Raw genomic sequence first — 21,673 nt, 5'->3', positions numbered from 1 at the left:
CGAAGAAAAATTACTCTTCAATCGCCATCTGGCTTTGCAGGTAGTTCTGGATGCCGACTTTGGCGATCAGGTCGATCTGCGTTTCCAGCCAGTCGATATGTTCTTCCGTGTCTTCCAGGATCATCAGGAACAGGTCGCGCGAGACGTAGTCGCCCGCTTTTTCGCTGATGGCGATGCCTTCCTTGACGGTGGCGTGCGCGGCGCGTTCCAGCTTCAAGTCGCATTCCAGCATTTCCGGCGTGTTCTCGCCGATCAGCAGCTTGTGCAGCGCTTGCAGGTTCGGCAGGCCGTCGAGCATCAGGATGCGGTCGATCAGCTTGTCGGCGTGTTTCATTTCGCCGATCGATTCTTCGTATTCCTTCTTGCCCAGCTTTTCCAGGCCCCAGTGCTTGTACATGCGCGCATGCAGGAAGTACTGGTTGATGGCCGACAGTTCATTGGTGAGCTGTGCGTTGAGCATGCGGATGACTTCTTTATCGCCCTTCATGGGATTTCCTTTGTTCTGTGTCGCGTTCGATGATGAAACCGGAGGCTGCTGGCGTTCACTGCCGGGTGGCGCTGGCTGCCTGGTGGCGCGCAGGTTGCCGGTTTCGCTATGCCCGCATGATAGCGCAAAATATGGGCGATTTCGGGCGGTAAACGGCATTTTTCCGTCTTTTTAACGTAAATATCGTGCGAATAAAACCCATTCTCAAATGGATTGCCACATTTTTCCGTTTTTTATTTGCCAAGGAAAATGATGGCCATTCTCATTCGCGTTCCTGGCGCTTTTTTGCTGCTGCTGGCGCGCCTGCATGGCCGCGCTGAAAAGGCGGGAAATGTTGCTCCGTTCTTGCTTTTGTGTCTTCTTGGCCGCTGCCGGCGATGCGATAATCAGGCAGCGATATTTACTGAAAAAGGATAGCAAGATGATGCTGCATATACCCGGCGTGCTGACGCCGGAACAGGTCACGCAGTTTCGCCAGCGCCTGGCGCAGACGGACTGGGTCGACGGGCGCGCCAGCGTCGGGGCGCAAGGCGCGCAAGTCAAGCGCAACCGCCAGCTGGCGGAAGGTTCGCCGCTGGCGCTGGAACTGGGCGAGATCGTCAGCCGCGCGCTGATGGCCAATCCCCTGTTCTTTTCCGCCGTGCTGCCGCTGCGCATCCTGCCGCCGTTCTTCAACAGCTATGCGGGCGGCGAGCACTATGGCCTGCATATCGACGGCGCCATCCGCACGCCGAAAAACGGCATGCAATCGATGCGCGCCGACGTCTCGTCGACCGTGTTTTTGAGCGAGCCGGACGAGTATGAAGGCGGCGAGCTGGTGGTGGTCGACGCGTATGGCACGCATGAAGTGAAATTGCCGGCCGGCGACGTGATCGTGTATCCGTCGAGCAGCGTGCATCAGGTGCTGCCCGTCACCAGCGGCGAGCGCATCTGCTCCTTCCTGTGGACGCAAAGCATGGTGCGCGAGGATTGGAAGCGCAGCATGCTGTTTGAGCTCGATCAAAACATCCAGAGCGTGCGCGGAGAACACGGCGATTCGCCGGCGACGGTGGGCTTGACGGGGCATTATCACAACCTGCTCAGGATGTGGGCGGAGATGTAGCGCGCAAAAAAAAGTCTGCCTGGCCCGGGGATGTAGGCTGGCAGACTGAAACAAGCAGTTGCTTGACTGGTACAGAAAACAGGGCGCAAAAAAGCAAGCAGGGCACAGGGTGCGGTGCTTGCGGGCTGGCAGCGGCGCAAGGGCCGCCGGAAGGCTAGCTCAGTTGGAAGGTCAGCGGTACTAACACGTACACGGGAACAGGCTTGCCGTTTTCGATCATCGGCTTGAACAGCGCGCGCTGGGCGGCCTGGCGGCCCGCTTCGTCGAGGTTGCCGTAGCCGGTCGATTTATGGATCAGGATTTGCTCGGGCAAGCCCTTTTCATTGATCAGGATGCGCAACACCACGGTGCCGCTTTCGCCCAGGCGGCGCGACAGATTCGGGTAGATCAGTTGCGGCGCCTTGATGTATTCGACGCTGCTGACGGTGCGCGGCGTCGACGGCGCCGGAGGCGTCGGCGACGGTGTCGATGGCGCTGTCGGTGCGGCGGTGGCAACCGGTGCCGCTTCGGCGCGCGTCGGCTGCGGCGGCGTGATCGTCGGTTCGCTCGGCGCCACGGCGATCAGCGGCAGCGGCGGGATCACGGCGCGCGGCACGGGGGCGCTCAATTCCACGGTTTTCGGTACAGACGGCGCCGGCGGCTTGGGCGGCGCCGGCGGGGCGATGATGCTGATGGTGGTGATGGTCGGCATGGCCGCCGTGACCACACGGCTCAGCAGGCCGCTCTGGATGGCGTAAAAGCCGGCGATGTGCAGGACGACGATGGCCATCAGCGGCGCGAATTTGTTGCGCTTCTTGTCGAAGTCGGCAAATTGCTGCACGGCCTGCACCGTTACGGGCGGGGGCATCATCGTCATGGCGTTCATCGCTTTCTTTAGTTTGTCAGTACAGCTCGCATCAATACGGTTTCTTGCAGCGCCACGGTGGCGTTCAGGTGATCGTTCAGCACTTCCCGCGCGCAGGTGTGGCATTTGCCGCAGCAGGTGGCCACGCCCAGGTCGCGGCGCAGTTCGGCCATGCTGGACAGGCCAAGATCGACGGCTTGACGGATTTCACGATCAGATATGTTGTTGCAGACACATACAATCATTGATACACCTTCTGGCTAGAGGATGAACAGACACTAGTGCTGGAAAGCATTGTTGCTAGTGTTTTAATGAGAATCATTATCATTACGTTTCATTGTCGCGCAAAGCGGGGGACAATGCAAGTGATTTTGATCAAGTGTGCGGCAATTGGCGGCCTGGCGCCGCAGCTTCACAGGCCATGTTTCCGAATGACGCAGCCCTTGATGGGGGCGGCTCTCCGGGCTAAATAAAAACTATTCGCATTCATGTTTATAATGCTGGTATTGTCTCGGACGGTCGCCGTCTGGACAGATTGAATGGCCGCTTGTCGGTAATGCGCAACAGTTGCGTTTTACCTCACAAACCTGGAACCGGTGCAAGGCGCCTTGCGCCGTCGCCGGTATCAGGTGTTCTTAATTTGAACGGAATTTGCTCATGACTCTAGTTCCACCCATGATGACGCTCGATGCGCTGGCAGTCGGCCAGAGCGGCACGGTGTTGCATATCACGCCCCACACGGCAGGACAGACGGAGGACGGCGTCGACCTGGCCCGCCGCCTGATGGAGCTGGGGTTCGTTCCCGGCGAACGAATCCGCATGCTCAAGCGCGGCATTCCCGGCGGCGATCCGCTGGCCATCAAGGTCGGCAATGCCACGTTCGCACTGCGCCGCTTCGAAGCGGCGCTGATTACGATTCAACCGCTGCTTCAACCGGAATGACCATGGGTGCTGTCGAAACTATCGTGGATGCAGGCGTGCACAAGCCGCCGCATCAGCCACAAATTGCCTTGCTGGGCAATCCGAACTGCGGCAAGACCGCCCTGTTCAACCGTTTGACGGGCGCGCGCCAGAAAGTGGCGAACTACGCCGGCGTGACCATCGAGCGCAAGGAAGGCCATTTCACCTCGCCAGCCGGCAAGCCCGTGCGCCTGCTCGATCTGCCGGGCGCCTACAGCCTGTCGGCCACCACGCCCGATGAAGCCATCACGCGCGACGTGGTGGGCGGCTTGCGCCGCGGCGACCCGCGTCCGGACGCCATCATCTGCGTCGTCGACGCCACCAACCTGCGCCTGAATCTGCGCCTGGTGCTGGAAGTCAAGCGCCTGGGCCTGCCCATGTTGCTGGCGCTGAACATGACCGACGTGGCGCGCAAGCGCGGCATGCTGATCGACACGGTGAAACTGTCGCAGGAACTGGGCATGCCCGTGGTGGAAACCGTGGCGGTGCAGCACGATGGCGAAAAAGCCTTGCTGAACGCCATCGACGCCATGCTGCCGCTGCCGGCCGTGGAAGCGAAACCGCTGGCGGCTATCGATGCCGTCACCGTCGAAGAAACCCAGCGCGAAGTGCGCCGCATTCTGTCCGCCGTCAGCAATGACACGAGCGACAAGGGCAACCTGACGGAAAAGATCGACGACGTGGTGCTGCACCCCGTGTTCGGTCCCATCATCCTGGCCGTGCTGATGTTCCTGATCTTCCAGGCCGTGTTTGCCTGGGCCGCCACGCCGATGGAAATGATCACCGATGGCGTGGGCCACCTGGGCGCCGTACTGACGGCGAACATGCCAGATGGTCACCTGAAAAGCTTGCTGGTGGAAGGCATCATCGGCGGCGTCGGCAGCGTGCTGGTGTTCCTGCCGCAGATCCTGATCCTGTTCTTCTTCATCCTGAGCCTGGAAGACTGCGGCTACCTGCCGCGCGCCGCCTTCCTGCTGGATCGCCTGATGGGCGGCGTGGGCTTGTCCGGCCGCGCCTTCATCCCGCTGCTGTCGAGCTTTGCCTGCGCCATTCCCGGCGTGATGGCGGCGCGTACCATCCAGAATCCGCGCGACCGTCTGGTCACCATCATGATCGCGCCGCTGATGACGTGTTCGGCGCGCCTGCCCGTGTATGCGCTGATCATCGCCGCCTTCATCCCGGAACGCCAGGTATGGGGCTATCTGAGCCTGCAAGGCCTGGTGCTGTTCGTGCTGTACTTCGCCGGCATCATCTCGGCCATGGCCGTGGCCTGGGTCATGAAGCGCGGCATGGGCGTGCGCGGCAACCAGCCGCTGATGCTGGAATTGCCCGCCTATCACTGGCCGCACCTGCGCAACCTGGCCGTCAGCCTGTGGGAGCGCGCGAAGATCTTCCTGACGCGCGTCGGTACCATCATCCTGAGCCTGATGATCATCCTGTGGTTCCTCAGCACCTTCCCCGGCGCGCCGGATAACGCCATCCATCCGCCGATCTACTACAGCCTGGCCGGCATCCTGGGCCGCGGCCTGGAAGTGATCTTCGCGCCCATCGGCTTCAACTGGCAGATCTGCATCGCGCTGGTGCCGGGCATGGCGGCGCGCGAAGTGGCCGTCGGCGCCCTGGGTACCGTGTATGCGCTGTCGCAAACGGGCGACGCGCTGGCCACCACCCTGGAGCCGCTGATCGCCCATTCGTGGTCGCTGGCGACCGCGCTGTCCTTGCTGGCCTGGTATGTGTTTGCGCCGCAGTGCCTGTCGACCCTCTCCGTGGTCAAGCGCGAGACGGGCGGCTGGCGCTATCCGCTGCTGATGGCCGGCTACATGTTTGCCCTGGCGTATGCCGCCTCGTTCATCACGTACCGCGTCGCCCTGATGCTGGGCGCTTAGGAGAAAACCATGTGGCAAACCCTCATCGTCGCCCTGATCGTCGCAGCCGCGCTGCTGCATTTTTCGACCAAGTACCTGCCGGCGGGCGTGCGCCGCGCCATCGTGCGGGGCCTCGTGCGCTGCGGCCTCGATGAGGCGAAGATGTCGACCTTCTTCAAGGTGGCGCCGGGCTGCGGCAGCGGTTGCGGTTCCTGCGGCTCGTGCGACAGCCCGCCGCCGCCGTCAAGCGCGCCGCCAGCCGATGGCAGCAGCAAGCGCGTGATACTGATGCAGGTGCAGCGCTAATTGCAGTGTAGCCACGGGCGCGCCCGTGGGCTACACTGGGCTTTCCGCATGGCAAGGAGTGGCAATGGCGATACTGTTGATCTTCATGTTTTTGTTTGCGGTCGCCACCTGGCTGCTGGCCAGCCGGCGCGGCCGCCACGGGGGACTGTGGTTCGGCATCGGCCTGTTTCTCGGGCCGTTTGCCTTGCTGGCGGTAGCGGCCTTGCCGCCCGTGCCGGCGCGCTGACCTTGTATGATTAAAACCCGCAAGCGCGGGTTTTTTTACGCCTGCGCATCCGCGTGGCGCAGCCGGTACTGGCGCGGCGAGCAAGCCATGACGCGCTTGAAGGCGTGGCTGAAGGCGCTGTCGGAATCGTAGCCCAGCGCCTGCGCGATCAAGGTGACGGGTGCGCTGCCGCCCTTCAGGCGCCGCGTGGCCAGGCGCATGCGCCAGCGCAGCAGATAGTCGAGCGGCGTTACGCCCACCCGCTTCTTGAAGTGCAAGGCAAAGGCGGAGCGCGACTGCCCCGCGACGGCAGCCAGCTGCGACAAGGTCCAGCGCCGCGCCGGTTGCGCGTGCATGGCCTCGATGGCGGCGCGCAGCCGTGGATCGGCCAGCGCGAACAGCCAGCCCACCGGGTGCGAGGCCTGCGCTTCAAGATACTGGCGCAGCATTTGCAGCAGCATCATGTGGCCAAGGTGGCGCGTCATCAGCGCCGCGCCGGGCGCCGTCGCCTGCAGTTCCTGCGCCAGCCGTTGCAAGGCCCAGTGCAGCACGCTGGCCTGGTCCGTATCGCCGCGCACGTGCAGCAGCGGCGGCAGGCAGTCGAGCAGGATGGCCGCCTCGTCGCCAAAGTGGAAGCGCCCGCCGATGAGGAAGAAATCGTGCTGCGGCGCGCCGTGGCGGGCCACGCCCTGCTGCGTGTACCGGTACACTTCCAGCGCTGGCGCGGCCGGCAAGCCGGGCGTGCTGGCCAGGGTGAACGCGCGTCCCGGCGCCAGCAGGAAGCAGTCGCCCGTCTGCAGCTGCACGGGAGCGTCGATACCCGCGACCGTCAGCCAGCAAGCGCCTTCGATCACGGCGTTGAACTTGATGCCGTCCGGCGGTGGAAAATCGATGGCCCACTCGCCGCCCGCCTTCAGGCCGGCAAAGTAGGAGCTGCGCGTATCAAACAGCGAGAGTACATCGGAGAGCAAATCCATGGTGGCGGCAATTCTGGACGATGGCGATAGTATTGCGGATTTTACGCCATTCACCGTCCAGAACTGCTCGCGCAAAATACGCATGTCGCCAGCCATCCCGCGCTGGCCACCCACATGCAGAGGCAGACATGACATACGGCGATCACAGGCAAATTCCCCTTCATTCCGGCTTCGGCGCGGCCACGACCGCCAGCGAGGTGCTGGCTGGCCGCGACCTGTCCGGCGTGCAGGCTATCGTCACGGGCGGCGCGTCGGGCCTGGGGCTGGAAACGGTGCGCGTGCTGGCTGGCGCCGGCGCCAGGGTGCTGGTGCCGGCGCGCGACCAGCATCAGGCGCAAGCGGCCCTGGCCGGCATGGCTGGCGTGGAGGTCGCGGTGCTCGACCTGTTCGATCCGCAATCGATTGACGCATTCGCGGCCGCCTTCCTTGCCACCGGCCGCCCCCTGCACCTGCTGGTGAACGGCGCCGGCATCATGGCCACGCCCTTGCTGCGCGATGCGCGCGGCTACGAGGCGCAGTTCGCGACGAATCACCTGGGGCATTTCCAGCTGACGGCGTGCCTGTGGCCAGCCTTGCGGCAGGCGCAGGGCGCGCGCGTCGTGTGCGTGTCGTCGCTGGGACACCGGCAGGCGGGCGTCGACCTGGACGACCCGCATTTCCTGCGCCAGCCGTACGATAAATGGCGCGCGTATGCGCAGTCGAAAAGCGCCAATGCGCTGTTTGCCGTGGAGCTGGACCGTCGCGGCGCGGCGCACGGCGTGCGCGCCTACTCGCTGCATCCGGGCGCCATCCTGACGCCGCTGGTGCGCCACCTGGACCAGGATGATTTGCGCAGGGTGGGTGCGCTTGACGATGCGGGCCAGGTGAATCCGCCGCCGCAGTCGGGTTTCAAGAATGTGGCGCAGGGAGCGGCCACCACCGTCTGGTGCGCCACCAGCGCGCAGCTTGAGGGCATTGGCGGCGTGTATTGCGAGGATGGCGATATCGCCCCCTTGGTGGAGGACGACAGCATGGGGCCGGGCGTGCGGCGCTGGGCCATCGATCCCGGGCAGGCAAGCCGGCTATGGATGCTGAGCGAACAGATGACGGGCGTGCGCTTCGATTGCGACGCGGCATAAAAAATGCCGAGCAAGGCCCGGCATGTGCAGGAGGGGGCGTGGCTTTACGCCTTGCCCGCCAGTTTTTCCACCACGGGCACCAGCGCGGCCGGGCGGCAGCCGAAGGCGGCCAGGCGGCCTTGCGCATTCGGCGCCAGGTCCAGGTCGTAGGGCAAACGGCCCGCCACCAGCCACAGTTTATCGTGCGGCAGGGCGTCGACGAGGCGGCGCTGGCCGTCGACGAACATGGCGTTATACGTTTGCAGCACGATTTGCTGCGCGCCTTGCGCAAAGGCGATGGCTGCATTGACTTCGTCGTCCAGCGCCTCGGCCGACAAGGCGTACTCGCGCACGTCCAGGCCCGCTTCGAGCAGCGCCGGCAGCATCGAGCTGCGCGCTTCCTTGTTGCGGCCCAGCGCCACTTCGTCGATTTCGCTGCGCGAACGCACTTCCACCGTCAGCAGGGTCACGGGCAGGCCCGCGTTGAGCGGGCGGTAGTCGCCCTGCACGCGCAAGGCCGCCTTTTGCAGCAGCTGCGACAGGGCCATGGCGGCCGGCTGCATCAGCGCCGGCGGGGTGAGCGGACGCGCGCGCCAGTCGCGTACGGCGCGGTTGCGCTTGAGTTCAGCCACGCGGGCACAAGCGGCGTCGATGCGGGAGAGCGCGATGTCGCCGCGCTCCACGGCGGCGATGACGGCGTCGATGGCGGCAGTCTGCTGCGCTTCGCGGTGCGAAATGAGGACGATGTCGGCGCCTGCCTGCAAGGTGGCGATGGCGCCCTGGGCGATGCCGATGCCGTCGGCGATGGCCGCCATTTCCAGGCAGTCGGTGATGACGACGCCCTTGTAACCCATTTCACCGCGCAGCAGGTCCGTCAGCACGCCTTTCGACAGGGTGGCCGGCACGCTGGTGTCGGCCTCGAAGGCGGGGAAGACCACGTGCGCCGTCATGATGGCGTCCACGCCGCCGGCAATGGCCGCGCGGAACGGCGCCAGTTCCACGGCGCGCAGGCGTTCCTTGTCGTGCGGGACCAGGGCCATGGCGTAATGCGTGTCGGTGGCCGTGTCGCCGTGGCCGGGGAAGTGCTTGGCGGTGACGGCCATGCCGCTGGCGCGCTGGCCGCGCATGGCCGCCATGCCGTAGTCGATGACGGTGGCGGCATCCTCGCCATACGCGCGCACACCGATGACGGGGTTGTTGCGGTTGTTGTTCACGTCCAGCACGGGGGCGAGCAGCAGGTTGATGCCCACCTGGCGCATTTCATCGCCGCTGATCTGGTTCATGCGTTCGCAGTCGTCGATGGAGCCGGCCGCCTGGAAAGCCATCGCCGCGGGAATCGGCGTGACGCCCTGCTCGATGCGCATCACCATGCCGCCTTCCTGGTCGATGGAGATGAGCAGCGGAATGTCGGACACTTCCGCGTTGATTTCCTGCAGTTCGCGGCACAGGGCGGACACTTGCGCGGGCGTATGCACGTTGCGGCGGAACAGGATCACGCCGCCCACCTTCTTGTCGCGTATCAAGGTCTTGATATGCTCGTCCGCCTGCAGGGCGTCGAAGCCCACCATGAATAGCTGTCCTACTTTCTCGCGCAAACCCTGCTCCATGCTGCAACTCCTCCGGTATTCATTCTGATGACGACAAGTCCGTATTGTGGCCCGCGGCGGCGCAATGGAGCGCTCACCGGAAAGCTGCCTTGGTTTTGACCTTATTTTGGTATTGTATTGGATTTGGGTTTTTGCGCAAGTGGTTATTAAGTGGTATTGCTCAACTTGCGCAAAGCCGGGTTCAATCCAGGCGCTGGAACGATGCCGATTGCGCCTTCGGCCAGTACAGGCCGAACACGGGCGGCAGCTGCGGCAGCTGGCTCGGGTCGAGCAGCTGGCCCGCTTCGAGGAAGGGCAGCAGGGCCGAGGCCAGTTTCACCTGGTTCGGCGAGATGCGCCGCACCAGGTGGTGCGGGCGCAGTTCCTGCGGATGCGCCAAGCCGGCGGCGGCGATCAGTTCGGCCAGCGCCTTCATGGTGTTCTGGTGGAAGTGCGCCACGCGGGAGATCTTGTCCGACACCACCAGCGCGCGCTGGCGCTGCGGGTCTTGCGTGGCCACGCCCGTGGGGCAGCGGTCCGTGTGGCAGCTTTGCGACTGGATGCAGCCCAGCGCGAACATGAAGCCGCGCGCCGAATTGCACCAGTCGGCGCCCAGCGCCAGCAGGCGGGCGATGTCGAAGGCCGTGATGATCTTGCCCGAGCAGCCGATCTTGATCCTGTCGCGCAGGTTGGCGCCCACCAGGGTGTTATGCACGAGCACCAGCGCTTCCTGCAGCGGCGTGCCCACGTGGTCCGTGAATTCCAGGGGCGCGGCGCCCGTGCCCCCTTCGCTGCCGTCGACGACGATGAAGTCGGGCGTGATGCCCGTTTCCAGCATGGCCTTGACGATGGCGAAGAATTCCCACGGGTGGCCGATGGCCAGCTTGAAGCCCGTCGGCTTGCCGCCGGAGAGCGTGCGCAGGCGGTCGATAAAGTGCAGCATTTCCAGCGGCGTGGAAAAGGCGCTGTGCGCCGCCGGCGAGACGCAATCCTCGCCCACCATCACGCCGCGCGTGGTGGCGATCTCGATGGTCACTTTCGGCCCCGGCAGCACGCCGCCGTGGCCCGGCTTGGCGCCCTGCGACATTTTCAGCTCGATCATTTTCACCTGCTCCGAGCTGGCGTTGGCGATGAAGCGTTCCTCGGAAAACGTGCCGTCCTGGTTGCGGCAGCCGAAGTAGCCGGAGCCGATTTCCCACACCAGGTCGCCGCCGTTTTCGCGGTGATAAGGACTGATGCTGCCTTCGCCCGTGTCGTGCATGAAGCCGCCGCTGCGCGCGCCGCCGTTCAGGGCCAGGATGGCATTGGCCGACAGGGCGCCAAAGCTCATCGCCGAGATATTGAAGACGCTGGCCGAATACGGTTTTGCACGCGGGCAGTCCGGATGGTTGCCGATCTCGATGCGGAAATCGTGGCCCGTCACCTTGGCGGGGGCAATGGAATGGTTGATCCATTCATAGCCCGCTTCATACACGTCGAGCTGGGTGCCGAACGGGCGCTTGTCCGTCTGCTCCTTGGCGCGCTGGTAGACGATGCTGCGCTGGCTGCGCGAGAACGGTGTCGCTTCGCTGTCGCTTTCCAGGAAGTACTGGCGGATTTCGGGGCGGATGCTCTCGAAGAAAAAACGGAAGTGCGCGAGGATGGGGTAATTGCGGCGCAGGGCGCGCTTCGTTTGCAGCAGGTCGCTGATGCCGACCAGGGTCAGCGCACCGGCCAGCACGGGCAGCCAGTAGTGATCGTAGTAAAACAGGGACAGGACAAAGATGGCTGCCGTCGCAATGAAGGTCAGGTAGCGAAATGGTACTAGGTGCATGGGCACTCCGGGGAAGTCAGGCTGATATTGCTGAGTGTACCGGTGATTTGTAGATCTTGCTGACTGGCAAAGTGTACTGTCAGAGTGACGCTATCCATACGTGCGACACCTGACAAAACCGTAGCGAGCGGCAGCGATTTGTGGCCGAGAAGCGCAACCGTACTTTAGTACGGTGAGCATCGCCGGCCGCAAAGCGCGACGCGCAGTAGGTTTGGTCAGGTGTTCACCGTTGTGCGGCGCGGATGCGCTCGACCCGTTCGGCGCTGGCCGGATGGCTCGACAGGTACGGCGTGCCGTGGTCCAGCTTGCCCAGGGCGACAAACACTTGCGCCAGGTGTTCCAGCGGGATGCCGTTCTGGCGCAGCATGGCGATCGCGTAGTCGTCCGCATCGCGTTCGACATCGCGCGAGTACTTCAAGTCCAGCAGCAGCGGCGGCAGGGTCGCCACCACCGTCGACACGTCGCCGAACAGCAGCGCGGCGCCGGCGCCCACGGCCGAGGTCTGGATGATGCGCCGCGTCAGGTGGCGCTGCTGCAAATGTCCCAGCTCATGCGCGAGCACGCCCATGATGGCCTGGTCGTCCGGCAGCAGTTCGATCATTTCGTCGGTCAGCACGATGTCGCCGGACGGCAGGGCAAACGCGTTCGGGCCGATCTTGCTCTTGCGAAACACGATGCGGTGCTCGGGCGTGCTGTCGCCGGGCGTGGCCAGGCGCGCGAACTGGGCGCGCAAGGCTTGCTGGCGCGCGCCATCGAGCTGGCTGGGCGCGAATACATGGCGGTCCAGCATGTCGAGCACGCCCTGGCCCAGTTGCCGTTCGACCGACTGCGGCAGGGTATACGCGATGCCCTTGGCCGCCAGCGGCAGCAGGTATTGATAGCTGAGCCACAGGGCCACGATGGTGGCCACGGTGGCCAGCAGGGCGCCGCGCCAGCTTTGCTGCAGCCGCACCACCCAGCCGTCCCGGTGGCCCGTGTCGTGCAGCAGGCTGTTGAAGGCTGCCTGGTCGGCGATTTCCAGGTAGGCGCCGTCGGCAAAGCTGACCTTGCGCACGGCGTGGCTGCTGCGTTCGGACACGTGCAGTTCGCCCAGCGGGCAGCTGCGCTCGATGTCGCCGGCCAGCACGGCCTGGCCATCGCGCACGCTGAGCATCACGTGGTACAGGCGCGAGGTCTGGCCGTCGAAATAGCGCGCGGGCACGGGAGCCGCATCCGGCGCGTCATGATCGAGCGTCATGCTACAGCGACAGGTCGAAGTCCAGCAGGTCGACCACGCCTTCGCCCGTGGCCGACACTTGCTGGCCCGTGGCGGCGACGAATTCGTCCAGGCTGCCGTGCACCAGCATGGACGTCGCTTCCAGGCGGTACTTCAGCCAGCGCACGTGGGCGAATGGCGTAAACAGGCCCAGGGTGACGACGATGCCTAGCAGGTTGCTCAGCATGACGAAGGTGGTGCGGCCCCACGTCAGCTGCGACTGGAACTGGTGCTGCTGCAGGCGCGTGTGGTTCCAGATCAGGTTCTGGATCATGGTCAGGAACAGCGGCAGCACGGTGAACGCCCACAGGTACAGGGCGCCGATGGCAAACAGCAGGCTGCCAACCTTGGTCTTGTCATTCGCATTGGCCGCAAACGAGGCGAACACGCTGCCGAAGACGACGAAAATCAGGACCAGCAAGCCGCCCAGCAGCAGCGCGAAGAACAGCAAATAGGTCTTGTAGAAGCTGCCGACCGTGGCGTCAAAGCTGAAATGGGTGGCGCCGAAACGGCTTTGCGTGTGCTGGAAGCGCTTCAGGCGCTGGTGCAGGAAAGGCGTCATCAGGCCGCCCGTGAAGGTATTCAGGATGGGCAGCCACAGGAAGTACTTGTAGGCTTCCTTGGCGCTGCCGCCAAAGCCGAAGCGGATGCCGCGGTAGCTGGTGTTGTACAGCTTGAATTGCAGGCTTTTCCAGACCAGCCAGGGCAGGATGGCGGCCAGCAGCACGAACATCAGCAAGCCCACGATGGGCGAGACCTGGAAGGCGATGTTGTAGCCGGCGATCAGCACCACGGCGGCGATGCGGCCTTTCAGGATGGCGACGGCGTTGCCGTGGTATTCGAAGCTGCCACCCGCCAGGTGGGTGCTCGAATAAAAGTAGCGGTTACGGCGCACCTTGGCCCAGGCGGAATAAATGCCCAGGGTGACGATGCTCAGCAGCAGGTTGACGATCCAGATACGGAAGTATTCGCTGCCGGTGGCACTGAAGGTGATGGCTTCTTGTCGGGGAGTAGTGTTGTTTGCGTCGAAATCCACAGGGGTTTCCTTACTTATTGGAAACAAAACAAGATAAGGGATTATTGAAAAGTTATCAATTGAAAATACTGTTTTTCGCAATATTTTCGTCGATTCGCTTGCGCTGACCCGATCCGGCCGTCCCCGGCTATACTGGAACTCAACCATTGTTACCGGGAAAACCATGATCGTCGTCCACCATTTGAACAATTCGCGCTCGCAGCGCGTGCTCTGGCTGCTCGAGGAACTGGGCCTCGACTACGAGGTCAAGCGCTACCAGCGCGACCCGAAGACCATGCTGGCACCCGCTTCGCTGAAGGCCGTGCATCCGCTGGGCAAGTCGCCCGTGATCACGGATGGCGCCAACACCATCGCCGAATCGGGCGCCATCATCGACTACCTGGTCGAGCGCTACGGCAATGGCCGATTGATCCCGGCGGCGGGCACGCCGGACAAGCTGCGCTGGACCTACTGGCTGCATTTCGCGGAAGGCTCGGCCATGCCGCCGTTGCTGCTGAAGCTGGTGTTCGACAAGGTCGAGTCGTCGCCGATGCCGTTTTTCGTCAAACCCATCGCGCGCGGCATCGCCAGCAAGGTCAAGAGCAGCTTCATCATGCCCAATATCAACAGCCAGCTGGCCTACATGGAAGCGGAGCTGGAAAAAAACAAATGGTTTGCCGGCAATGAATTCACGGCGGCCGACATCCAGATGAGCTTTCCGCTGGAAGCGGCGGCCATGCGCGGCGGACTCGACGAGCGCCTGCCCAAGCTGACGGCCTTCCTGCAGCGCATCCATGCACGCCCGGCCTACCAGCGCGCGCTGGAAAAAGGCGGGCCCTACGATTTCGTCAAATAAGCGGCATTCAAGGCCGATATGCGGGGAACCATACGGTAAAATGCCCGATTCAACCTGTATCCACTTACCGCATGGCCAGACTCCTCGCTATCGACGGCTTGAATATCGTACGCCGCGTCTACGAAGCCAGTCCTGAACCCGATTCCGACCTGAAGGCGGAGATCGCGCTGCGCCATGCGCTGTCGTCGTTCCGCACCCTCATCAACGACCACGAGCCGACGCATATCCTGCCGGCCTTCGACTTTGGCGGCCCCACCTGGCGCCACGCCCTGTATGCCGGTTACCGCGAGGGGCGCCAGCCCATGCCGCAGGTGCTGCGCGACGCCTTGCCCGGCTTTTACGCCACGCTGGCCAGCTTCGGCATGCACGTGGTCAGCATTCCCGAGGTCGAGGCCGACGACGTGATCGGTACGGCCGTCATGCGCTGGCTGCACGAGGGGCGCGGCGCGGCCGTCATCGCCACCACCGACAAGGATTTGCACGGCTTGATCGCCCACGGCGCACTCGTGTGGGACCATTTCAAGGGCGTCTGGCACGACCACGCCTGGGTCGAGAAAAAGTTCGGCGTGCCGCCGGAACTGCTGCCCGACCTGCTGGCGCTGATGGGCGACGTCACCGACAGTATCCCCGGCGTGTCGAAGATCGGCCTGAAGACGGGCGCGAAACTGTTGCGCGCCTACGGCAATATCGATGCCGTGATGGCCGGCGCGGGCATTTTGCCCGGCGCGCTGGGCGAAAGCCTGCGAAAAGAGCGGGAAATACTGTATCTTTCAAGAAAGTTAGTGGCGCTGAAAACGGATGTCACGTTAGGCGTGACCTGGAACAAGCTCGTGTGGGAAAAATAGAGCTCTTTTGGCCAGAACACGGAATAAATCAAGCAAGGAAAGTAATCATGATGTTAAAGACAGTCCTGATCGATAGCAGCGCCGTGGCGCGCGGCCTGCTGAACACGGTCCTGACCGATGGCGGCTACGATGTCTGCGGGCAGACGCATACCAGCGCGCTGGGGCTGGCGCTGCTGGTCAAGCACCACCCGCATTTCGTGTGCATCGCGCGCGAGCAGGTGGAAGACGGGAGCAATGTAGTGCAGACCATCCGTGCCCAGTATCCGAAGACGCTCATTTTCATGGTTTCGGGCGGCATCGACGCCGCCTCGCTGCAGGCGGCCCACGCCATGGGCGTGTCGGGCTTCATCGTGAAACCGTTCATGGCCGACACGGTCCTGAAAACCGTGCGCAATACCGTCATTGCCATGGTGCGCAAGCAGCAAGCCCTGGCCGCCGCCGCGCAAGGCAATTCCTAGCTGCCAGCCAAACCCGTGGCGCTGGCGATGATGCCGCCGCCGAGGCAGACGTCGCCGTCATACAGCACGGCCGACTGGCCGGGCGTGACGGCCCATTGCGCCTGGTCAAACGCCAGGCTGAACAGTTCATTCCCGTCCGGCAGCAGCTGGCAAGCCACGTCGGCCTGGCGGTAGCGGGTCTTGGCGCTCAAGGCGCCTGCCTGCGGCGCGCTGCCTGCCACCCAGCTGGCCTGGTCGGCCGTCAGGGATGGCGACAGCAGCCACGGGTGGTCATGGCCCTGCACCACCCACAGGGTGTTGTTGGCGATATCCTTGCGCGCCACATACCAGGCATCGCTGCTGCCGTCCGCGTTCTGGTACGACTTCACGCCGCCGATGCCGATGCCCTTGCGCTGGCCCAGCGTATAAAAACTCAGTCCCACGTGTTCGCCCACGGTCTTGCCGTCGGCCGTCTTCATGGGGCCCGGCTTGTACGACAGGTAGCGGTTCAAGAATTCGCGGAACGGGCGTTCGCCGATGAAGCAGATGCCCGTCGAATCCTTCTTTTGCGCGTTCGGCAGGGCCAGTTTCTCGGCGATCTGGCGCACTTGCGTCTTCGGAATTTCACCGAGCGGGAACAAGGTCTTGGACAGCTGCGCCTGGTTCAAACGGTGCAGGAAGTAGCTTTGATCCTTGCTGGCGTCGACGGCTTTCAGCAGCTCGTAGCGGCCCGCATCGGTCGGCGCCTGGCGCACGCGCGCATAGTGGCCGGTGGCGATCAGGTCGGCGCCCAGGGTCATGGCGTGGTCGAGGAAGGCCTTGAACTTGATTTCGGCGTTGCACAGCACGTCCGGGTTCGGCGTGCGGCCGGCCTGGTATTCGCGCAAAAAATCGGCGAACACGCGGTCCTTGTATTCGGAGGCGAAATTGACGGCTTCGATATCGACGCCGATGACGTCGGCCACGCTGGCCGCGTCGATCCAGTCCTGGCGCGTGGAGCAGTATTCCGAATCGTCGTCATCTTCCCAGTTTTTCATGAACAGGCCGATGACTTCATAGCCTTGTTCCTTCAGCATCCATGCCGCGACCGAGGAATCGACCCCGCCCGACATGCCGATAACGACTTTCTTCTTGCTCATCTTGCTTTCCAGTTACTTTAATAATATGGCAATGCGTGTTGCTATGCGCTATTGAAAACGGACGCATGCGTGTGCAGCAGGGCCAGCGGCGCGCGCCGGCCAGCCAGGTATTCGTCCACGCACTGCAGCACCAGCGGGCTGCGGTGGCGTTCCTGGCACGCCGCCAGCTCGTCGCGCGTCATCCACAGGGTGCGGATGATGCCTTCGTCCAGCGGGCGGTCATGCTCGGCGCCGGCCGTGCCGCAAAAGGTGAAGCGCAAATAGGTCACGTCCTCGCCCGTGCGCAGTGACTGATAGCGCGACATGTACATGCCGACCAGTGCCGTGGGGATGAAATCGTAGGCCGCTTCTTCCAGCGTTTCGCGGATCACCGCCTGTTCCAGCGACTCGAACGGGTCGAGGTGACCGGCCGGCTGGTTGAGCTTGATGCCTTCGCTGGTCTCTTCTTCAATCAGTAAAAACAGGCCGTCGCGCTCGACGATGGCGGCAACGGTGACAGAGGGTTTCCAGATTCTCGGCATGATTCCATCCTTGAAAGAGCCGACATTTTATCTTGTTCTGCGCGCGCGGTTTGAACCCGGCCTTCTGTTGCGCGGACATATTGATAAATGACAACGTTTTAGCAAATAGCGGTGGGAGGTACTTACGTCTTTCCCGGGGAGCGCACTAGCATGGGGGCTTAGTCGCCAAGATGGCAGGAAACGCCCGCTAATATAGGCTTTCCCTGTGGCCAAAACAAGCGCGCACGCACGCTCGACTGTGGTGAGATTGACACACCTTTCCCACAATATGGGCGCCGCGCCGCATGGTGAAACGAATCGTGGGATGCTGGTGAAATTAGTGTCGTACGACTAAAAGTTGCTGGTTCACAAACGTTTAACGCGCTGCTTTCCGTGTTAGATTCTAGTCAGTTTATCAATTAGCGGAGGCATCATGAGGATAGGCATACCGGCCGAAACACGGCCTGGTGAAACACGGGTGGCAGCAACGCCCGAGACAGTCAAGAAGCTGGCAGCCAAACATCAGATCGTCGTGCAATCGGGAGCGGGCCTGCAAGCATCGATTCCCGACGACGCGTATGCCGCCGCCGGCGCGCAGATCGGCACCGCCCAGGAAGCCTATGGCTGCGCCATCGTGCTCAAGGTGCGCGCGCCCGATGCCGATGAACGGGCCCTGATGGCCAGCGGTACGGTGCTGATCGGCATGTTGAACCCGTTTGACGCGGACAATATCGCCGCCATGGCCACGGCCGGCCTGTCCGCCTTCGCCCTGGAAGCCGTGCCGCGCATCACGCGCGCGCAGTCGATGGACGTGCTGTCGTCGCAGGCGAACATCGCCGGCTACAAGGCCGTGCTGGTGGCGGCCAACACTTACCAGCGCTTCATGCCGATGCTGATGACGGCGGCCGGCACCGTCAAGGCGGCCCGCGTGCTGATCATGGGCGTGGGCGTGGCAGGGCTGCAGGCGATCGCCACGGCCAAGCGCCTGGGCGCCGTCATCGAAGCGTCCGACGTGCGCCCGCCCGTCAAGGAACAAGTGGAGTCGCTGGGCGCCAAGTTCCTCGACGTGCCTTTCCTCACCGATGAAGAAAAAGAGATCGCCAAGGGTTCGGGCGGCTATGCGCGCGCCATGCCGGCCGACTGGATGCGCCGCCAGGCCGAACTGGTGCACGAACGGGCGAAACTGGCCGACATCATCATCACCACGGCGCTGATCCCCGGCCGCGCCGCGCCCGTGCTCATTTCCGAAGAAACGGTGAAGGCCATGAAACCCGGTTCCGTCATCGTCGACCTGGCCGTGGAGCAGGGCGGCAACTGCCCGCTCTCGGAACTGGGCAAGACGGTGCTCAAGCACGGCGTCTACATCGTGGGCGAACCGAATCTGGCGACCCTGGTGGCGGCCGACGCTTCCGCCCTGTATGCGCGCAACGTGCTGGACTTCTTGAAGCTCATCATCGACAAGGACGACCAGTTGCTGATCGACCGCGAGGATGAAATCATCAAGGCCAGCCTGGTGTGTGCGGGCAGCGAAATCTTACGTAAATAAGTTACAAAAACAACGCGGCACCGGGAGAGAACCACATCATGGAAATCAGTCACACCATCATTAACCTGATCATCTTCGTGCTGGCCATTTATGTCGGCTACCACGTCGTCTGGACCGTCACGCCGGCATTGCATACGCCGCTGATGGCCGTCACCAATGCCATTTCCGCCATCATCATCGTCGGCGCCATGCTGGCGGCCGGCCTGACGCAAGGCCCGCTGGCGCAGGCGGCCGGCACCCTGGCCGTGGCCCTGGCCGCCGTCAACGTGTTTGGCGGCTTCCTCGTCACGCAGCGCATGCTCGAGATGTTCCGTAAAAAAGAACCGAAAGCCAAGCAAGGAGCAAAAGAATGAGTCACGCCATGAGCTTCGTCACCCTGAACCTGGTGACGATGATGTACCTGATCGCCTCGGTGTGCTTCATCCAGGCCTTGAAAGGCCTGTCGTCGCCCTCGACGGCGCGCCGCGGCAATGCCTTCGGCATGAGCGGCATGGCCATTGCCGCCGTCACCACCGTGGCGCTGATCCTGAAACTGAAGGAGCAGCAAGCGGGCGGCATGGGCCTGACCCTCGTCATCATCGGCATCGTCACGGGCGGCGCCATCGGCGCCTACCTGGCGAAAACCGTGGAAATGACGAAGATGCCGGAACTGGTGGCGGCCATGCATTCGCTGATCGGCCTGGCGGCCGTGTGCATCGCCGTGGCGGCCGTCTCCGAGCCATGGGCCTTCAATATCGCCAAACAGGGCGAGGCGCTGCCCATCGGTAACCGCTTCGAGCTGTTCATCGGCACCTTTGTCGGCGCCATCACCTTCTCCGGTTCGGTGATCGCCTTCGGCAAGCTGTCGGGCAAATACAAGTTTCGCCTGTTCCAGGGCGCGCCCGTCAGCTTCAAGGGCCAGCACATGCTCAACCTGGTGCTGGCGCTGGTGATGATCGCGCTGGGCCTGGTGTTCTGCTTTGCCGACGGCGCCGAGCCGGCCTGGACGCCGTTCATCGTCATGGCCGTCATCGCCTTTGCGCTGGGCGTGCTGATCATCATCCCCATCGGCGGCGCCGACATGCCGGTGGTGGTATCCATGCTCAACAGCTACTCGGGCTGGGCCGCGGCCGGCATCGGTTTTTCGCTGAATAACTCGATGCTGATCATCGCCGGTTCGCTCGTCGGCTCGTCCGGCGCGATCCTGTCGTACATCATGTGCAAGGCCATGAACCGCTCGTTCTTCAACGTCATCCTCGGCGGCTTCGGCGGCGATGCGCCGGCCGCCGGCGTGGCGGGCGCGCAGGAACAGCGTCCCGTGAAATCCGGTTCGGCCGACGACGCCGCCTTCATCATGGGCAATGCGGAAACCGTCATCATCGTGCCCGGCTACGGCCTGGCCGTGGCGCGCGCGCAGCACTCGCTGAAAGAGCTGGTGGAAAAGCTCACGCACAAGGGCGTCACCGTCAAGTATGCGATTCACCCGGTGGCGGGGCGCATGCCGGGCCACATGAACGTGCTGCTGGCCGAGGCGGAAGTGCCGTACGACCAGGTCTTCGAGATGGAAGACATCAACGGCGAATTCGGCCAGACGGACGTGGTGCTGGTGCTGGGTGCGAACGACGTGGTCAACCCCGCGGCGAAAGACCCGAAATCGTCGATCGCCGGCATGCCGATCCTGGAAGCCTACAAGGCCAAGAGCATCATCGTCAACAAGCGCTCGATGGCATCCGGCTATGCGGGCCTGGACAACGATTTGTTCTATCAGGCGAACACGATGATGGTGTTTGGCGACGCCAAGAAGGTGATCGAGGATATGGTGAAGGCAATCGAGTAAAGTCTACCGGTGCAGGAGGAGCGGCCCGCCTTGCGCGGGCCGTTTTTATTGGCCGGCCGCTGCCGCGACGACATGGTTGCGTCCCTGGTGCTTGGCGACATACAGGGCCTTGTCGGCATCCGACATGGCCGCATCCAGGCTGGCGCCTTGCACCAGCGGCGCCACGCCGATGCTGATGGTGACGTGCAGCGGGGAACCGTCGGGCAGCACGGTGACCGCCGCCGCCACGGCTGCGCGGATGCGTTCGGCCACCTGGTGTGCCTGCTGCAGGCTGGCGTCGGGGAACAGCAGGCCGAACTCCTCGCCGCCGAGGCGCGCCGCCACATCGGTGATGCGTCCCGTGTCGCGCAGCGCCTGCGCCACCGTGCGCAGCACGGCGTCGCCCACGGCATGGCCATAGCGGTCGTTGATCTTCTTGAAGTGGTCGAGGTCGGCCACGCCCACGCTCAGGGCGGCGCCGCTGCGCGCCGCGCGCGCCATCGCCTGCTCGGCTTGCGCTTCATAGGCGCGCCGGTTCGGCAGCGACGTCAGCGCATCGTGCAGCGCCTGCTGTTCCAGCTGCGCCAGCAGGCTGGCGTTTTTCGCCGCCAGTTCGCGCCGTTCGCGCACGTCGAGCAAGAAGGCGCCGAAATAGCGCATGCCGTCGACCACGCCCAGGTCCATCGCCTTCATTTCGATGGGGATCATTTGCGTGTCGCGGTGGCGGATGGCGAATTCGCGTATCTTGCCCAGCACGCTGGAGGTGCGCGAGCTGCGGATGTAGTTGAGCACATGGTTGTCATGCTGCGCGCCGACGGCGTCGGGCAGCAGGCCGTTCAGGGTCTGGCCCAGCAATTCCCCGCTGGCATAGCCCGACAGCGTTTGCATGGCGCCATTGATATAGCGGATGCGGCAATGCTCGTCGATGATGATGACGGCGTCGAGGGCGTCTTCCAGCAGGCGGGAAAAGAGGACTTCGGGAAGAGCGGCAGGCGGTGCTGCGGGCAATGCATCTGTCATGGAACGGTCGCCAAAAGCCAGGT

General features: G+C 63.5%; 24 protein-coding genes. 12 read left to right on the top strand and 12 right to left on the bottom strand.

Features of this window, described 5'->3' with window-relative positions; all coding sequences use genetic code 11:
• Positions 1-10: 10 nt before the first annotated feature.
• Positions 11-487: a bacterioferritin gene (gene bfr / locus O3299_RS18975; protein WP_034745609.1), complete on the bottom strand. Its 477-nt coding sequence runs from the start codon at positions 485-487 to the stop codon at positions 11-13.
• A 204-nt stretch (positions 488-691) separates the two neighbouring features.
• Complete coding sequence (locus O3299_RS18970; protein ID WP_305054217.1) at positions 692-907, bottom strand: hypothetical protein; 216 nt, start codon at positions 905-907, stop codon at positions 692-694.
• Between the two features lies 1 nt (position 908).
• Between O3299_RS18970 and O3299_RS18965 the strand changes: the two genes are divergently transcribed.
• On the top strand, positions 909-1,589 hold the full coding sequence (locus tag O3299_RS18965) for a Fe2+-dependent dioxygenase (protein WP_077408815.1): 681 nt from the start codon (positions 909-911) through the stop codon (positions 1,587-1,589).
• Positions 1,590-1,743: 154 nt separating this feature from the next.
• On the opposite strand, the gene O3299_RS18960 is transcribed toward O3299_RS18965, so the two are convergent.
• Both O3299_RS18960 and O3299_RS18955 read right to left on the bottom strand, forming a co-directional pair.
• Positions 1,744-2,445: an energy transducer TonB gene (locus O3299_RS18960; RefSeq protein WP_077409313.1), complete on the bottom strand. Its 702-nt coding sequence runs from the start codon at positions 2,443-2,445 to the stop codon at positions 1,744-1,746.
• A 17-nt stretch (positions 2,446-2,462) separates the two neighbouring features.
• On the bottom strand, positions 2,463-2,678 hold the full coding sequence (locus tag O3299_RS18955; protein WP_034745611.1) for a bacterioferritin-associated ferredoxin: 216 nt from the start codon (positions 2,676-2,678) through the stop codon (positions 2,463-2,465).
• Between the two features lie 412 nt (positions 2,679-3,090).
• Here O3299_RS18955 and O3299_RS18950 point away from each other — a divergent pair, with 412 nt between their 5' ends.
• From O3299_RS18950 to O3299_RS18935, 4 genes are all read left to right on the top strand, one after another.
• Entirely contained in the window at positions 3,091-3,375 is a 285-nt protein-coding gene (locus O3299_RS18950; protein ID WP_077408814.1) for a FeoA family protein, read from the top strand.
• Positions 3,376-3,377: 2 nt separating this feature from the next.
• Positions 3,378-5,279 carry a ferrous iron transporter B gene (locus O3299_RS18945; protein WP_251351323.1) on the top strand — a complete coding sequence of 634 codons (1,902 nt, stop codon included), beginning with the start codon at positions 3,378-3,380 and terminating at the stop codon, positions 5,277-5,279.
• 9 nt (positions 5,280-5,288) lie between these two features.
• Positions 5,289-5,564 carry a hypothetical protein gene (locus O3299_RS18940; RefSeq protein WP_099666235.1) on the top strand — a complete coding sequence of 92 codons (276 nt, stop codon included), beginning with the start codon at positions 5,289-5,291 and terminating at the stop codon, positions 5,562-5,564.
• Positions 5,565-5,628: 64 nt separating this feature from the next.
• The gene (locus O3299_RS18935; protein WP_161784184.1) at positions 5,629-5,790 is read left to right on the top strand and encodes a hypothetical protein; all 162 of its coding nucleotides are present in this window, start codon (positions 5,629-5,631) and stop codon (positions 5,788-5,790) included.
• A gap of 35 nt (positions 5,791-5,825) precedes the next feature.
• On the opposite strand, the gene O3299_RS18930 is transcribed toward O3299_RS18935, so the two are convergent.
• Positions 5,826-6,746, bottom strand: a complete 921-nt coding sequence (locus tag O3299_RS18930) for an AraC family transcriptional regulator (protein ID WP_099666236.1) — start codon at positions 6,744-6,746, stop codon at positions 5,826-5,828.
• 128 nt (positions 6,747-6,874) lie between these two features.
• On the opposite strand from O3299_RS18930, the gene O3299_RS18925 reads away from it, so the two are divergent.
• Positions 6,875-7,864: an oxidoreductase gene (locus O3299_RS18925; protein WP_305062905.1), complete on the top strand. Its 990-nt coding sequence runs from the start codon at positions 6,875-6,877 to the stop codon at positions 7,862-7,864.
• Between the two features lie 44 nt (positions 7,865-7,908).
• On the opposite strand, the gene nagZ is transcribed toward O3299_RS18925, so the two are convergent.
• The 4 genes from nagZ to O3299_RS18905 form a co-directional block, all read right to left on the bottom strand.
• A complete protein-coding gene (gene nagZ, locus O3299_RS18920; protein WP_305062904.1) occupies positions 7,909-9,450 on the bottom strand; it encodes a beta-N-acetylhexosaminidase in 1,542 nt (513 codons plus the stop codon).
• Between the two features lie 181 nt (positions 9,451-9,631).
• Positions 9,632-11,242, bottom strand: a complete 1,611-nt coding sequence (locus tag O3299_RS18915; RefSeq protein ID WP_305062903.1) for an FMN-binding glutamate synthase family protein — start codon at positions 11,240-11,242, stop codon at positions 9,632-9,634.
• A 223-nt stretch (positions 11,243-11,465) separates the two neighbouring features.
• Positions 11,466-12,479: a M48 family metallopeptidase gene (locus O3299_RS18910; protein WP_305062902.1), complete on the bottom strand. Its 1,014-nt coding sequence runs from the start codon at positions 12,477-12,479 to the stop codon at positions 11,466-11,468.
• A gap of 1 nt (position 12,480) precedes the next feature.
• Positions 12,481-13,533 (bottom strand): YjgN family protein, encoded by a 1,053-nt coding sequence (locus tag O3299_RS18905; protein WP_305062901.1) that lies wholly within the window; start codon positions 13,531-13,533, stop codon positions 12,481-12,483.
• Between the two features lie 163 nt (positions 13,534-13,696).
• On the opposite strand from O3299_RS18905, the gene O3299_RS18900 reads away from it, so the two are divergent.
• The 3 genes from O3299_RS18900 (at position 13,697) to O3299_RS18890 (ending at position 15,671) form a co-directional block, all read left to right on the top strand.
• The gene (locus tag O3299_RS18900; RefSeq protein ID WP_305062900.1) at positions 13,697-14,368 is read left to right on the top strand and encodes a glutathione S-transferase; all 672 of its coding nucleotides are present in this window, start codon (positions 13,697-13,699) and stop codon (positions 14,366-14,368) included.
• Between the two features lie 71 nt (positions 14,369-14,439).
• The gene (locus tag O3299_RS18895) at positions 14,440-15,213 is read left to right on the top strand and encodes a 5'-3' exonuclease H3TH domain-containing protein (protein WP_034778849.1); all 774 of its coding nucleotides are present in this window, start codon (positions 14,440-14,442) and stop codon (positions 15,211-15,213) included.
• Positions 15,214-15,263: 50 nt separating this feature from the next.
• Entirely contained in the window at positions 15,264-15,671 is a 408-nt protein-coding gene (locus O3299_RS18890; protein ID WP_034779039.1) for a response regulator, read from the top strand.
• Here the strand turns inward: O3299_RS18890 and mnmA are convergent.
• Positions 15,668-16,789: a tRNA 2-thiouridine(34) synthase MnmA gene (gene mnmA / locus O3299_RS18885; RefSeq protein WP_289907283.1), complete on the bottom strand. Its 1,122-nt coding sequence runs from the start codon at positions 16,787-16,789 to the stop codon at positions 15,668-15,670. The two genes, O3299_RS18890 and mnmA, sit on opposite strands and share 4 nt — an antisense overlap.
• 41 nt (positions 16,790-16,830) lie before the next feature.
• A complete protein-coding gene (locus O3299_RS18880) occupies positions 16,831-17,310 on the bottom strand; it encodes an NUDIX hydrolase (RefSeq protein WP_010401817.1) in 480 nt (159 codons plus the stop codon).
• Between the two features lie 412 nt (positions 17,311-17,722).
• On the opposite strand from O3299_RS18880, the gene O3299_RS18875 reads away from it, so the two are divergent.
• The 3 genes from O3299_RS18875 to O3299_RS18865 are packed head-to-tail and all read left to right on the top strand — an operon-like array spanning position 17,723 to position 20,651.
• Positions 17,723-18,835, top strand: coding sequence for a Re/Si-specific NAD(P)(+) transhydrogenase subunit alpha (locus O3299_RS18875; RefSeq protein ID WP_099389220.1), 1,113 nt, complete (start codon positions 17,723-17,725; stop codon positions 18,833-18,835).
• Between the two features lie 38 nt (positions 18,836-18,873).
• Positions 18,874-19,188, top strand: coding sequence for an NAD(P) transhydrogenase subunit alpha (locus tag O3299_RS18870; protein WP_034778841.1), 315 nt, complete (start codon positions 18,874-18,876; stop codon positions 19,186-19,188).
• Between the two features lie 8 nt (positions 19,189-19,196).
• The gene (locus O3299_RS18865) at positions 19,197-20,651 is read left to right on the top strand and encodes an NAD(P)(+) transhydrogenase (Re/Si-specific) subunit beta (protein WP_099666245.1); all 1,455 of its coding nucleotides are present in this window, start codon (positions 19,197-19,199) and stop codon (positions 20,649-20,651) included.
• A gap of 45 nt (positions 20,652-20,696) precedes the next feature.
• On the opposite strand, the gene O3299_RS18860 is transcribed toward O3299_RS18865, so the two are convergent.
• Positions 20,697-21,650: a sensor domain-containing diguanylate cyclase gene (locus tag O3299_RS18860; protein WP_305054209.1), complete on the bottom strand. Its 954-nt coding sequence runs from the start codon at positions 21,648-21,650 to the stop codon at positions 20,697-20,699.
• Between the last annotated feature and the right edge of the window lie 23 nt (positions 21,651-21,673).

This window comes from Janthinobacterium sp. SUN176 (assembly GCF_030587335.1).
In the GTDB taxonomy this organism is placed as follows: domain Bacteria; phylum Pseudomonadota; class Gammaproteobacteria; order Burkholderiales; family Burkholderiaceae_D; genus Janthinobacterium; species Janthinobacterium kumbetense.
This window is presented reverse-complemented; position numbering and strand designations above follow the sequence as displayed.